Origin of the sequence: Glutamicibacter sp. NPDC087344 (assembly GCF_044744225.1) — a bacterium.
GTDB lineage: Bacteria > Actinomycetota > Actinomycetes > Actinomycetales > Micrococcaceae > Glutamicibacter.
Window position 1 is genome coordinate 331,844 of sequence record NZ_JBIUXY010000002.1, and the last position, 12,747, is coordinate 344,590.

Genomic DNA, 12,747 nt, shown 5'->3' on the forward strand with positions numbered 1-12,747 from the left:
AGGTTAGTCGCCGGGTTTGGCGTATTGGGCCACCAGCTCGCGTTTGAGGATTTTGCCGCTGGGACCCAAGGGAAACTGCAACACAATATCGACATGGCGTGGATACTTGTAAGCCGCCATTTGCTCACTGGCCCACGCGATGATGGTTGGGGCATCCAGCATTGACCCGGCTTCCAGGGTGATCGCCGCGGCGATCTCCTGTCCGTGGGTGTCGTGCGGAACACCGTACACCGCGGCATTTGAGATTTCCGGGTGGCTGATCAGCACCTCTTCGACCTCGCGCGGGTAGACGTTGTAGCCGTTGCGCAGGATCATGTCCTTGGTGCGGTCGAGGATGCGCAGGTAGTCATCCTCGTCCTTGGTCCCCAGATCTCCGGTGCGGAACCAGCCGTCAACCACTGCCTGGGCGGTGGCTTCCGGGCGGTTGAGGTATCCGGCGAACAGGTTGTGGCCGCGCACCACCAACTCCCCGATCTCTCCGCGGGGCAGCATCCGGATTTCATCCGGGTAGGCGGGGTCGGCGATTTCCACCTCGACACCCCACACCGGGGTGCCGATGGTGCCGGGGCGCGGGGTGCGGCCCACGTGGTTGAAGCAGGCCACCGGCGAGGTTTCGGTCAGGCCGTATCCCTCATAGATTGGAACACCAAAACGTTCTTCGAATGCCGTGAGAACCGACAGTGGCAGCGATGCGCCGCCGGAGACCCCGAATCTCAGGTTGGAGGGTTTACCCTGGCGTTGCTTGCCGGCTTCCAGCAGTGCAACATACATGGTGGGAACCCCAAAAAAGAGGTCGATGTCTTCATCCAGCAACATTTCAAGTGCACCTTCGGCGGTGAACTTGGGCAACAACATGATTTCCGCGCCAATACGCAATCCGGTATTGAGTACCGTGGTCTGCCCGAAGGTGTGGAATAGCGGCAGTCCGCCGAAAATCTTGTCGCCCCGGCGGATGTCGATGGTGTCCAGCAGCAGGGTGTTGGCCTGTTCCAGCAGAGCCACGTGGGTTCCCAGCGCGCCCTTGGGTTTGCCGGTGGTGCCGGAGGTGTAGAGAATGGTCGCGATGTCCTCCGGGCGCCGGGGCAGGTAACTGGAGATGGGATCGGCCTTGGCTGCGAGGTCTTCCAGGCGAGTGCTCTCATGCTCGGCGTCAGCCAGCACACTGAGCGTCGGGATACCGGCCAGCGCGGCGCCGGCCGCACCCTCACCCAGCAGCGGGGCGGCGCAAACCAGCAGGCTGGCTTGCGAATCATCCAGGACATAGGAGATTTCGTTGCGTTTGAGCAGCGCATGGATCGGCACCACCACGGCGCCGAGTGAAAGGATCGCGTAGTACACGCGGGCGAAATCCGTGACGTTGGGGATCAGCACCGCAACCCGGTCGGATTCGCCGATTCCCTGATCGCGCAGCGCTCCGGCGTAGGCGCGGGTCTCATCCCACAGCTGCCGGTAGCTGGTGCTCTGTCCGTTGACGGTGATGGCATTCAGGTCGCCATGCCGGGCGGCGCCTTCGGCCGGGATTGACGCAACCGACATGGTGAGGTTGGACGAGGAAGAAAGCATGAAGAACTCCCGGGAATCAGTTTGAAAACAACAGTGTGTGCCGTGTCACAACCTAGCATAGTGGAACTTGGGCCCTGAATTTGAAGCTCAGTATCATTAGTTCTGATTCTGCTAGTCAAACCGTTGCCGCTAGCCGCTTCGAAGCCTAGACTCAGCCCTAGAAACTGGATCATGTATGAAATGGGGCAGTGATGCAGGAGCTTGGGCAGCCCGGCGCGGAACCGTGCCGGGTGGATTTGTTGACCGGTGATATCGGTCGAAGTATCGAGTTTTACGGGGAATTATTCGGCTGGACAACTCGCGGTGTCCAGCCGGATGATGCTGATCCGTTGGAAATGTATTTAGGCGACGAACTTGTGGCAGGGTTTTTGAGAAACGATCCCCAGTCCGCCTACGGCGACACCTGGATTACCTATCTCAACGTCACCGACGCCCACGCCGCCAGCTATTCAGCTGAGATGTATGGGGGATATGTATTTCTTCCGCCAGTGGATATCGAGGGTGAGGGAACCATCGCCATGATCGGGGATCCGACCGGGGTGGGGGTGGGGTTGTGGCAGTCATCTATTACCCGGGCGCTGACCACCGCTTCCGGGCGCCACGGAACCCGGGTGTGGAATGAATTGCACACCACCGGGTTTGAGAAGGTCACTCACTTCTATCGGGACGCCCTTGAATGGGATCTGCTCAACCTTTCCGATACGGACGAATTCCGGTATCAAAGTTATGGGCAGGGACGGGATGCGAAATCCGGGATCTACGACATTTCCGGTTTACCTGACCCGCATCCCGGGTGGCGGACCTACTTCGCGGTGACAGACACAGATCAAACCCTGGCGCTCGCCGAAAAACTGGGCGCCAAGGTGGTCCAAGGCGCGCAGGACCTCAGGTTCGGACGTATGGCGGTGCTCACCGATCCGACCGGCGCTCAGTTTTCCATCATTCAAACCATCCCGGGCTAATTGATCAGGGACGGGTCCATAGATACGGGGTTGTGGTGGTGACCGCGAGCATTCCGCTGCGCTCCAAAATCGGCTGGGAATACTTTGTCGAGTCGCTGTGCGCATAACGCAGCCCACGGGCCAGCGCACTGCGCGCCCGGGCCGCGGTCAGCGCCCGGTAAATGCCGCGGCCACGGTATTCGGGCAGTACCGAACCGCCCCACATGCCGGCGAAATCACTGCCGGCGACCGGCTCCAGCCTGCCGGCGCCAACCATCTGATGATCATCTTCGGCAACCCAGATTTCCATCCCGTCGGTGTGTTCCAAGCGGTCGCACAATTCTTCGGCGGCATGTGAATCAAAGCGCTCTCCGAAAGCCTGATCGCTCATGCGGCACATGGCCTGGATATCCGCACGGGTTGTGATGCTGCGCAGGGTGACTCCGGCCGGGATCTTTTGAACTGCAGCCAGTTCCTGAAGCGGGCCAATCATCACGGCTTCTGCATCTTGGGCGATAAACCCGTGGGTGTGCAGTTCTTGTTCCAGCCCGGGGGTGTTGTCATGGCCACGCGTTTTGAACTCAACGCTGCTGATCTGAGGTTGTGCGGCAAAATGGGCCAAAGCCGGAGCTACCAAATCACACAGCGGCACCGGTTCGGTGCCGGTGATGTGTGGATAGGTGATAAAGCCTTGACCTTGGGCAAAAGTTGCAAGGTAGAGCGGGCCGAGCCGCTGCACCTTTTCCGAGCCCTGGGTTTCGGCGTCGGTGCGCAGTTGGGCATCATAGATCTGAAGATAGTGCGCGGCGCTCTTTTCCATGGTTAAAAGTTTATGGCCGCTCAAGCCTGCGGGGTCAAGGCGCAGGCCCGAGCGGCCATGGTCAAACTACTTCGCGAAGGCCGGGACAACCTCGTCGATAAACAGCTGCAGCGAACGTTTTTTCTCTTCATGGCTGAGCGAATTATCGCTCCAGAAGCTGTATTCGCTCACCCCGAGCTGCTCATAACCACGCAGGCGCTCAATCACCTCGGCGGGAGTGCCGATCATGGCGGTGCGGTGCAGGGACTCGACGGTGAACTCTTCTCGCCCCTCGAATTTCTCCTCGGGGCTCGGCTCCAAGAACCCGTCAACCGGGGTGGTTTTGTTGCCGAACCACGCATCAAAGGTCCGGTAGAACTTGTTGATGCCTTCGGCTCCCACCCGCCAACCTTCGGGTTCCGCCTCCGAATGCACGTAGGTGTGGCGCAGCACCATGATGTCGGGGCGTTCGGCGACCTCCGGGTGGTTGGCGATGGCGGTCTCATACTTCTCAACCAACGACTGGACCTCCTCGTCGCCCTTCATCAGCGGGGTGACCATCACGTGGCAGCCGTTGGCCACCGCGTAGTCGTGGGATTCCGGGCTGCGGGCAGCGACCCAGACCGGCAGGTTGCGCTGCACCGGTTTAGGCACCGAGGTCGAGGTGGGGAACTGCCAAACCTCGCCGTCGTGGGCGTAGTCTCCGGCCCAGAGCTTCTGCACCGCGGGGATCAGCTCCTGCATGGAGGCCCCGCCCTCGGCCGCGGACATTCCCGGGGTCATCCGGTCGAACTCGAACTGGTAGGCGCCGCGGGCCACACCCAGCTCGGCGCGGCCGTTGCTGATGACATCCAGCAGCGCCAACTCGCCGGCGGCGCGGATGGGGTTCCAGAACGGTGCAATCACGGTGCCGGCACCCAGCCGGATGGTGGAGGTTTTCGCCGCCAGGTAGGCCAGCTGCGGGATGGGGTTGGGGGAGACGGTGTACTCCATGGAGTGGTGTTCACCGATCCATACCGTGCCGAAACCGCCGGCCTCGGCTAGCTGGGTGAGCTCAACCAGGTTCGCAAAGTGCTCCTCGTGGCTTACTGACTGGTCATAACGTTCCATATGGATGAACAGGGAAAAACGCACGGTTGGTTTCCTTTCAGGCGGCGTCGGTTGGCTGCGACGCGCGTTCGGCAATGGTGATGTTGGTCCGCGACCAGTGTTCGTGCTCAACTTCTCGAATGATTACGGTGATGTTTTCGTCGGCGGCATCCACGGTGTCCACCGCGGCCTGGTGCAGGGCCCGCATGAGGTTGCGCAGCTGCTGGGGGCTGCGCCCGCGGGCGATGGAGACATCGATCAGTGGCATGGTTTTTCCTCCTCCTAGGCCCGCATCACAAACGGATCGGCCACCGGGGATTCATCGGTGTTGATCCAGACGCTCTTGAGCCGGGTGTATTCGTTCATGGATTCCAACCCGTGTTCGATCCCCACACCGGAGGACTTGAATCCCTGGCGCGGAGACATGGGGGACATGGCGCGGTAGGTGTTCACCCAGATGGTTCCGGCCTCCAGTTTCCGGGCCATGCGGTGGGCGCGGGCCAGATTCTGGGTCCACACGCCGGCGGCCAACCCGTATTGGGTGTCGTTGGCCAGGGCCAGCAGCTCGTCCTCATGCTCAAAGGGCATGATCGCGGCGACCGGTCCGAAGATCTCCTCGCGGACCACCCGCATGTCATTGTTGACGTCGGTGAGCACCGTCGGGGAGAAGAAGTAGCCGGGCAGCTCGAGCCCTTCGGGGCGCCCGCCCCCGGCCAGCACCCTCGCGCCCTCTTGGGCACCGAGTTCCACGTAGGAGCTGACCTTTTCCAGCTGGCCGGCAAAGGCCAGCGGGCCCAGTTCGGTGCTGTCCTCAAGCGGGTCGCCGATGATGATCGAGCGGGCCCGTTCGGTGACCTTTTCAAGCAGTTCGTCGTAGACGGACTTGTGGGCGAACACGCGGCTGCCGGCAATACACGTCTGCCCCGCGGCGGCGTAGATCCCGGCCACCACACCCATGGCGGCGTTGGAGACATTTGCATCCTCGAAGACGATGTTCGGGCTCTTGCCTCCCAGCTCCAGGGTGCAGCCGATGAACCGGCTGGCCGCCTGCGCGGCGATGCTCGAACCCGTCGCGGTGGAACCGGTGAATGAGATCTTGGCCAGCAGCGGGTGCGCCACCAGGGCGGCCCCGGCCTCCGCGCCGAAACCGGTGACCACATTGATCACCCCGGGCGGGAACCCGGCCTCGGTGGCCAGTTCGGCGAGCAAAAGCACCGTGCGGGAGGTGTATTCGCTGGGTTTGATCACTACCGTGTTGCCGGCGGCCAGTGCCGGGGCGATCTTGGAGGTGGTCAGCGTCAGCGGCGAGTTCCACGGGGTGATGGCACCCACCACCCCCAGCGCCTCGCGCTGGGTGTAGTTCAGGATCGCCGGGTTCATGGTGGGAACCTGGGAGCCCTGGACCTTGTCCGCCAGCCCTGCATAGTAGTAGAAGTACTCGGGCAGCGTGCTCATCTGCCCGCGCATTTCGCGCAACAGCTTGCCGTTGTCCAGGGATTCGTACAGGGCCAGGCGTTCCGCGTTCTCACCGACCAAGTCGCCGAGCCGGCGCAGCAGATGCCCGCGCGCGGTGGCGCTCAGCGACTGCCAGGGGCGCGAGGTGAAGGCCCGGTGCGCCGCATTAACCGCATCGTCGATGTCCTGGGCGTTTCCGCGGGCCGCGTGGTAGAGCTCTTCCAGGGTGGCGGGGTTGGTGCTGGCGAAGTAGCGGTCTTCACTGGGGGCTTGATAGTGCCCGTTAATGAAGTGCTGATAGCTCTGGCTCATGAGGCGTTCCCTTCGTAAAGGCTGAAAAATGTGGTCAGTTCCGCGGCCAGCGCCGCGGCGTTTTCTACCGGCAGCATGTGCCTGGCCCCGGGGATGATCCGCACCGTGCAGTTCGGGATGGCCCGACCCAGCCGGCGGGACATGTCCGGGGTCGACCCCGGATCCAGTTCCCCGGTGATGGCCAAGGACGGGGCGGTGATGCGGGCCAGTTCGCCGCCGATCTGCCGGTCGCCGCGGGCGAACACGGTGTAGGCGTGCAGGTAGGATTCCAGGTCGTTGGCGCGCAATACCTCACCGGTGGCCTGGATGACGGCGGCCGGGACGGTGCTGACCCCGGCCGGGTACCAGCGTTCCAGTGCGCGCTGGATACCTGCATCGAAATCGGTGCCCGCGGTGGCCAGGCGCTGTTCCACCGCGTCGGCCTCCGCGTCGGTGCGTTGGCACACCGAGTTCACCGAGGTCAGGGTCGCCACCCGGGACGGCAGATGGCGGGCCAGGTGCTGGGCGATCAGGGCGCCGAGCGAGAATCCGACCAGGTGCACCGGCTGCCCGGTGGGAATTCGCGCGGCCACATCTTCGGCCAGGCTTGCAAGGCTCTGCTCGGTGCGCAGCGGCGGTTGCGCGCCGTGCCCCGGCAGGTCCAGCGCGGTGCTCGACCGGCCCAACAGCTCCTGCAACGGTTGCCACATGGTGTGGTCCAAACCCACCCCGTGCAGCAAGATCACCGGTGTTTTCGGATTTTCGCTCAACGTACCTCCCCTTATGATCGGTGTGCTGCCCTGGGTGTCTACTGCTCGGTGGACAGCGGGGCCAGGCGCTGCTGCGGGCGGCCGCTGGTGGCGCCGGCCAGCGCAATCAGGATCTCCCCGGGATGCGGGGCATCGGCGATCTTGACCTCAACACTCTGGTGGTGCGAGCGGATGGTGGCATCGGTGAAGTGCTTGAGCGGGATGTCGAACTGCACCCCGGCCGGTCCACGTTTTTCCACGGCCGGCAGCAAGGTGGTGGCCCGGGCCGCGTCGCGGAAGTGGTTGCCGAATTTCAGGGTGTGGATCAGCGCGGAGCCGTGCTCGATTTCCCCGTCCAGCCCCACGATGGCCGCCTTGCCGTAGGCCTCCAGCGGTGCGCCGAGGGCTTCGATCACGCGCGGCGCCAGCAGGGCGCCAATCTCTGATGCCACCGCATCGATGCCCGGGTTCAGATCCTCAACAAATCCCTGGCCCGCCCAGGGGTTGGGGATGACGGCGGCGACGATTGCCACCTTGTGGATGGGGTCGACCTTTCGCCCGCCTTCGAAGGCGGTTTCTTCGATGATGGTCAGCAGTTTGCGGTAACTCATAACGTGATGTCCTTCAGGATTTCGGTGGTAACTGGTTGGTCGGTTTTGCGATCCCCGATCCGCGCGTGGGGGCGCGGGCCGCCGGAAGCCGCCGCGATGACAGCGATTTCCGTGGCGTGCGGTGCATCGGGAAGGCATAGTTCAATGCTTTGGTAGTGGCTGCGGGTGGCCGGCTCGCTCTTGTGCCACATCGGAATGCGCAGCACCTCGCCGGGAACCCCGCGCCCGTCCGCGAAGCAGATGATCGAGGTGCCTTCAAGCGCTTCACGCAGCAGGTTGCCGAAGTACGGGGTGTGGATCAGTGCACCGGCATGTTCCAGCTCCCCGTCGGTGCCCACCAGGGCGGCCTTGCCGAAGGCCTGGACCTGTTCGGCTCCGCCCAGGGCGTCCAGCAACCGGTCGGAGAGGAGTTTTGCCAGCAGCGGTGCCAGGGCTTCGGTGCGCTCGGCCAGGTCGTGATCGGTGCCGGTGCCCAGCCAGGGGTTGGCGATGACCGCGCTGGCGGTGGCCCGGCGGATGGATCCGAGGCTCGCATGCGGGACTTCTTCAACGGTGACATTCAGTTTGCGCAGGCCCAGGGCCGCGGCGATGTCCGCGTAGTGCGTGAGCGTTGAGCGGGTTCTCAAATCCGCGGTCTCACGCTTGGTGGTAAACGGGGTAGTCATCTGCTGTCTTTCTGGCTAAGGGGAAGAAGTCGGCGGGCCGCCCCACGGGATTAGCTCTCGTAGTTTTCCTTGAAGGCGGCCAGGGCCGCGGACTGGCTGGAGGCGGTGACATGTCGGCGCATGGCCAACTCGGCGACCAGCGGGTCGCGGGAGCTGATTGCGTCAACGATCGATTGGTGCTCGGTCGCGGAGCTCTCCAGGCGGCCCGGAAGGCTCAGTGTCTGGGAGACGATGCGGTGGTACGCCAGCTGGTTCATCAACAGGTCGTAGTGCTCCGCGAGCTTGTGGTTGTCGGCCCCGGCCACGATGATGCTGTGGAATTCGTGCACCAGCTGCGAGTAGGCGTTGGCGTCTTGCGTTTTCACCGCCTCGGCGGCCGTGGCCACGTTCTGGCGCAGGGCCTGCAGCTCGGGAACTTCGCCGCGTTTGGCGAGCAAGCCTGCGGCGAGTCCTTCGAAGGATTCCTTGAGCTGGAACATTTCATGGATTTCGCGCTGGGTTGGTTTCCGAACGAAGGTGCCCACCCGGGCGCGAACCTCCACGAGGCCTTCACGCTCTAGCTGTTTGAGGGCTTCGCGGATCGGGGTGCGGCTGACCTCGAAGTCTTGGGCCAGTGCGGTCTCGGCCAGGAGGTCTCCGGGCTGGACGGCGCCGGTGACGATCATTTTGCGCAACCGGTTCAGCAGTGGCGGCTCGGTGACCATGTCCTCGACCTTGAGGGAGGCTTGCGTTGTCTCTTGCATACAAGAACTCTAACCCTGCCATCTGTTGTATGCAAGAGATTTTTGAGAACTTCAGGAAGTTTAGGCTTTTTTGCCGAAACCTGTTGACTGGATCACAGGCAGTGCTAGCATTTCATGCATGCAACAACTTAATCTTTCTCTCAAAGAATCCATCGTCGCCGCCTGGGAAGCTGCCTGGGACCGTGGCGAAGTTGACGCGTTAGACACCATCCTGCACCCGGAGTTCACACGCGAACGGGCCGCCTCGGACAAGGTGCTCACCGCCGCCCAGCTCAAGGCCGAAATCCTGGAAATCCGACAGGCCTTCCCCGACCTGAGCACCAACGTGGACAGCGTGTTGGTAGATGAAGAAGCCGGAAGCGTGGCGATCTTCTGGCGGACCAAAGGCACCTTCACCAACGACCTCTCGGGAGTTCCAGCTACCGGCAACAGTGTTGAAACCCGCGGTTCAAACCTCGCGGTGCTGCGTGATGGCAAGATCTATTCCGAGCAGGTCACCTGGGACCAGAGCGAACTGCTCAAGGACGTCGGGGTGCCATCGCTGAAGTCGGCCTTTGAACCGGCCCCCGAGGGTCTGGTCATCGATGACCTGTCCGGGATTCCCGGGCGCGAGGAGCTCAAGGGTTTCAACCGCCAGTTCATCACCGGAGTGACCGTGGTGACCACGATTGACCAAGAGGGAAAACCGCGCGGTTTGGCGGCCAACTCCTACGTCTCGGTTTCCCTGGAACCACCGCTGGTGCTGGTCTGCGTGCAGAAAACCACCAGCACCTACTCCTCGCTGTTCAAATCCACCCACCTGGGGATCAACATCATGAGCAATGAACAGCGCTCGACGATCGGTGTTTTCGCCTCGAAGGGCGATGACAAGTTCGCCGGTTTGCAATGGCATGAGGGGCCGGGCGGAAGCCCGTTGATCGACGGGTCCGCCGCCTCGATTGAGGCGGAAATCAAGGAACGTTTCCAGGCTAAAACCCACACGGTGTTCATCGCGAAGGTGAAGCACTCCGAGGTCGCGGAGCTGCAGCCCATGATCTACAAGGCCGGTCGATTCTTCGACAGCGCTGAACTCCCAGAGCTCGATTAAGAGCCAAACTCACCCTGACAGGAAGCGTGACGAACGTGAATTCCAATTCCACAGAACAAGAGTTTGAAGGGCCCGCCGGCGGGTCCACGTTAACCGGTGGCGAGCTGCGCCGGGCCTCGAACGCCGCAGAAGCCAAGAAGGTGTATCACAAGGTCTCCGGGCCGGGCAGCGTCCTGTTCATCTCTTTGGTTTTGGTCGTCGCGTTTGTTTTGTGGGCAACCCTGGCGCCCGAGCAAATGGGCGAGCTGATGACCGCGGCCTCAACCTGGTCGGCCAAGAACATCGGGTGGGGATACCTGGTTGTCACGCTGGGCTGCATTGCGTTGCTGGTATTCCTGGCATTTTCTCGTTACGCCGGAATCAGGCTGGGCAAGGACGGGGACCGCCCCGAGTTCTCAACCTGGGCGTGGTTGGCGATGATCCTCGGCGCGGTGATGGGCATGGGGCTGATCAGCTATGGAGCTGCCGAGCCGATGTCGCACTTCATGGCGCCCCCGCACGGCCGAGCCGAAGCCGAAACCATCGACGCGGCGGTCACCGCGCTGCAATTCTCCTATTTCGACTGGGGCCCCAACGCCTGGGCCCTGTTCGGGGTGTTCGGCCTGGCCATCGCCTACTCGACCCATCGCCGCGGCAACTCCGGGCTGGTTTCGGTCATGCTGCGCCCGATCCTGGGCAAGTCCGTGGATGGCTGGCTAGGCAAGATCATTGATGTATTCACCGTTTTGGCCACACTTTTTGGCACTACCACCTCGCTGGGATTGGGCGCCTCGCAGATTGCCGAGGGCATGAACCGGCTGTTCGGGCTGCCCACCGATGTGGGAGTCCAGGTGATCATCATTGCCGGGGTGACCGTTATTTTCACCCTCTCGGCCTTGTCCGGCGTGGGTAAGGGAATCAAGTGGTTGAGCCAGGGCACCATGCTGGGTGCCACGGTCATTGGAATTTTTGTGCTGATCTCCGGTCCCACCGGATTCATCACCAATATCTACTTCCGCTCCATGGGGCAGTTCCTGGGCGAATTCCCCACCGTCGCGCTGCTGACACCCTCCAGCGCCGAAGACCTGCAGTGGATGCAGTGGTGGACCTACTTCATGATGGCGTGGTGGCTGTCCTGGGGCGCATTCGTGGGGATCTTCCTGGCGCGTATTTCCAAGGGCCGCACCATCCGGGAATTTGTCATCGCGGTCATGGGTGTCCCGACCCTGGTCTTCACCATCTGGTTCAGCATCTTCGGCGGCACCGCGATCTACCAGCAGATGAACCTGGATACGGGAATCGGCGAGGCAACACTCTCGGATACCAACTCAACCTTCTTCGCACTGCTGGCCGAGCTTCCGTTCCCGGTGATTACCTCGGCCTTCACGATCATCATGGTGGTGCTGTTTTTCATTACCGGAGCCGACTCGAACACCTACGTGCTGGGGACGCTGACCTCCGGCGGAAATATGTACCCCAAACGCCCGTTGCTGCTGGTCTGGGGATTGCTCACCGGGCTGTGCGCCATTGCCCTGCTTCTGGTCGGCGGGTTGCAGGCCCTGCAGCAAGCGGCCATCCTCTCCGCGGTGCCATTCACCGTGATCGTGGTGCTGCTGGGAATGTCGCTGATGAAGGAATTGCGCACCGACCCTAGGCTGCCGAGCATTGCGCTGAAGGCATCCGACGGCGGGCGCTCCATGGAAAAGGTGAAGTAGGGCGCCACGGCCCACCGCGGACGGTCACACGCAGTATCGGAATTCTCCGGTGCTGAGTTGGACCGTCCGAGGTCGGTTAAGGCTTTACTTATCTGATATATCAGTGACATACTAAGTTGGTCGCACGGTAATGTAACCTGCGACACGGCACCAGCATCAGTTGAGAAAGGTGAGCATGGGACGCAAGATCGTGCGCCGCCGCGTTATCCGCGCGACGCTGGATGGAACCCGGCGCCCGCGCGAGGAAAAGCTCGCCGGGGAAGAACCGCTAGAAATCCGCTTCGGTCACCAGTCCTTCACCACCTCCATGCGCACCCCCGGCGACGACTTCGATTTGGTCGCCGGCTTCCTGCTGGCCGAAGGCATCCTGTGCCGCCCCGAACACCTGGTGGCCATGCGCTACTGCCTGGGCACCGACGAGGACGGCAACCAGACCTACAACGTCATCGAAGTCCAGCTGGGTTTTGGCGCCGTCCCGCCGGATCTGAGCACCGCGCGCAACGTGGTCACCAGTTCGGCCTGCGGCATCTGCGGGACGAACTCCATCGACGAAGTCCGGAAAAAGTCATTTTTCACCCTGGAACCGGATGCCGGGCAGGTTGAGCTGCCCGTGCTGCTGTCGATGCCTGAGATCTTGCGTGAATCCCAGAAACTGTTCTCGCAAACCGGCGGGGTGCACGCGGCGGGACTGTTCTCCACCGCTGGCGAGCTGTTGATCCTGCGTGAAGACGTGGGCCGCCACAACGCGGTGGACAAGGTGATCGGTGCGGCCCTGCGCGAGGGGAAAATGCCGTTGTCGGATACCGTGCTGCAGGTTTCCGGGCGTGCTTCCTTTGAATTGGTCCAGAAGGCGGCCATGGCGGGGATCCCGGTGCTCACCGCGGTCAGCGCCCCCTCATCCCTTGCGGTAGACCTGGCGCAGGACACCGGATTAACCCTTGCGGCTTTTTCACGCGGTCAAAGCGTGAACCTATATACACATGCACATCGTGTTGTGAACGCGTAGCGTAGTAAACGTGTGGCTGAGGCCACAACGCACTTGGCAGGATCTCAGATGGAG

General features: G+C 62.4%; 13 protein-coding genes. 4 read left to right on the top strand and 9 right to left on the bottom strand.

What is annotated here, in order from left to right; translation table 11 throughout:
* Positions 1-3: 3 nt before the first annotated feature.
* On the bottom strand, positions 4-1,563 hold the full coding sequence (locus ACIOWL_RS04515) for a long-chain fatty acid--CoA ligase (protein WP_400382119.1): 1,560 nt from the start codon (positions 1,561-1,563) through the stop codon (positions 4-6).
* A gap of 191 nt (positions 1,564-1,754) precedes the next feature.
* Between ACIOWL_RS04515 and ACIOWL_RS04520 the strand changes: the two genes are divergently transcribed.
* The gene (locus tag ACIOWL_RS04520) at positions 1,755-2,525 is read left to right on the top strand and encodes a VOC family protein (RefSeq protein WP_400382398.1); all 771 of its coding nucleotides are present in this window, start codon (positions 1,755-1,757) and stop codon (positions 2,523-2,525) included.
* A 4-nt stretch (positions 2,526-2,529) separates the two neighbouring features.
* Here the strand turns inward: ACIOWL_RS04520 and ACIOWL_RS04525 are convergent, their stop codons facing one another.
* From ACIOWL_RS04525 to ACIOWL_RS04560, 8 genes are all read right to left on the bottom strand, one after another.
* Entirely contained in the window at positions 2,530-3,324 is a 795-nt protein-coding gene (locus ACIOWL_RS04525) for a GNAT family N-acetyltransferase (RefSeq protein WP_400382121.1), read from the bottom strand.
* Positions 3,325-3,390: 66 nt separating this feature from the next.
* On the bottom strand, positions 3,391-4,437 hold the full coding sequence (locus ACIOWL_RS04530; RefSeq protein ID WP_400382123.1) for an LLM class flavin-dependent oxidoreductase: 1,047 nt from the start codon (positions 4,435-4,437) through the stop codon (positions 3,391-3,393).
* Between the two features lie 13 nt (positions 4,438-4,450).
* Positions 4,451-4,660 (bottom strand): tautomerase family protein, encoded by a 210-nt coding sequence (locus ACIOWL_RS04535; RefSeq protein WP_400382125.1) that lies wholly within the window; start codon positions 4,658-4,660, stop codon positions 4,451-4,453.
* Positions 4,661-4,674: 14 nt separating this feature from the next.
* On the bottom strand, positions 4,675-6,159 hold the full coding sequence (locus tag ACIOWL_RS04540; protein WP_400382127.1) for an aldehyde dehydrogenase: 1,485 nt from the start codon (positions 6,157-6,159) through the stop codon (positions 4,675-4,677).
* On the bottom strand, positions 6,156-6,908 hold the full coding sequence (locus ACIOWL_RS04545; protein ID WP_400382129.1) for an alpha/beta fold hydrolase: 753 nt from the start codon (positions 6,906-6,908) through the stop codon (positions 6,156-6,158). The genes ACIOWL_RS04540 and ACIOWL_RS04545 overlap by 4 nt, the downstream gene beginning before the upstream one ends.
* Positions 6,909-6,946: 38 nt before the next feature.
* A complete protein-coding gene (locus tag ACIOWL_RS04550) occupies positions 6,947-7,498 on the bottom strand; it encodes an amino acid synthesis family protein (RefSeq protein WP_400382131.1) in 552 nt (183 codons plus the stop codon).
* Positions 7,495-8,163, bottom strand: coding sequence for an amino acid synthesis family protein (locus ACIOWL_RS04555; RefSeq protein ID WP_400382133.1), 669 nt, complete (start codon positions 8,161-8,163; stop codon positions 7,495-7,497). Before ACIOWL_RS04555 ends, ACIOWL_RS04550 begins: the two co-directional genes overlap by 4 nt.
* Before the next feature lie 50 nt (positions 8,164-8,213).
* A complete protein-coding gene (locus ACIOWL_RS04560; RefSeq protein WP_400382134.1) occupies positions 8,214-8,906 on the bottom strand; it encodes a GntR family transcriptional regulator in 693 nt (230 codons plus the stop codon).
* 118 nt (positions 8,907-9,024) lie between these two features.
* Between ACIOWL_RS04560 and ACIOWL_RS04565 the strand changes: the two genes are divergently transcribed.
* The 3 genes from ACIOWL_RS04565 (at position 9,025) to fdhD (ending at position 12,693) form a co-directional block, all read left to right on the top strand.
* A complete protein-coding gene (locus ACIOWL_RS04565; protein WP_400382135.1) occupies positions 9,025-9,993 on the top strand; it encodes a flavin reductase in 969 nt (322 codons plus the stop codon).
* Positions 9,994-10,028: 35 nt separating this feature from the next.
* Positions 10,029-11,687, top strand: coding sequence for a BCCT family transporter (locus ACIOWL_RS04570; RefSeq protein ID WP_400382136.1), 1,659 nt, complete (start codon positions 10,029-10,031; stop codon positions 11,685-11,687).
* A gap of 175 nt (positions 11,688-11,862) precedes the next feature.
* Positions 11,863-12,693 (top strand): formate dehydrogenase accessory sulfurtransferase FdhD, encoded by an 831-nt coding sequence (fdhD, locus tag ACIOWL_RS04575; RefSeq protein WP_400382138.1) that lies wholly within the window; start codon positions 11,863-11,865, stop codon positions 12,691-12,693.
* The last annotated feature ends 54 nt before the right edge of the window (positions 12,694-12,747 follow it).

What these genes read in the sequence shown, in the direction of transcription:
- ACIOWL_RS04515 (WP_400382119.1), bottom strand. Translation starts at nt 1,563, where the DNA reads ATGCTTTCTTCCTCGTCCAACCTCACCATGTCGGTTGCGTCAATCCCG.
- ACIOWL_RS04520 (WP_400382398.1), top strand. Translation starts at nt 1,755, where the DNA reads ATGCAGGAGCTTGGGCAGCCCGGCGCGGAACCGTGCCGGGTGGATTTG.
- ACIOWL_RS04525 (WP_400382121.1), bottom strand. Translation starts at nt 3,324, where the DNA reads ATGGAAAAGAGCGCCGCGCACTATCTTCAGATCTATGATGCCCAACTG.
- ACIOWL_RS04535 (WP_400382125.1), bottom strand. Translation starts at nt 4,660, where the DNA reads ATGCCACTGATCGATGTCTCCATCGCCCGCGGGCGCAGCCCCCAGCAG.
- ACIOWL_RS04540 (WP_400382127.1), bottom strand. Translation starts at nt 6,159, where the DNA reads ATGAGCCAGAGCTATCAGCACTTCATTAACGGGCACTATCAAGCCCCC.
- ACIOWL_RS04550 (WP_400382131.1), bottom strand. Translation starts at nt 7,498, where the DNA reads ATGAGTTACCGCAAACTGCTGACCATCATCGAAGAAACCGCCTTCGAA.
- ACIOWL_RS04555 (WP_400382133.1), bottom strand. Translation starts at nt 8,163, where the DNA reads ATGACTACCCCGTTTACCACCAAGCGTGAGACCGCGGATTTGAGAACC.
- ACIOWL_RS04560 (WP_400382134.1), bottom strand. Translation starts at nt 8,906, where the DNA reads ATGCAAGAGACAACGCAAGCCTCCCTCAAGGTCGAGGACATGGTCACC.
- ACIOWL_RS04565 (WP_400382135.1), top strand. Translation starts at nt 9,025, where the DNA reads ATGCAACAACTTAATCTTTCTCTCAAAGAATCCATCGTCGCCGCCTGG.
- fdhD (WP_400382138.1), top strand. Translation starts at nt 11,863, where the DNA reads ATGGGACGCAAGATCGTGCGCCGCCGCGTTATCCGCGCGACGCTGGAT.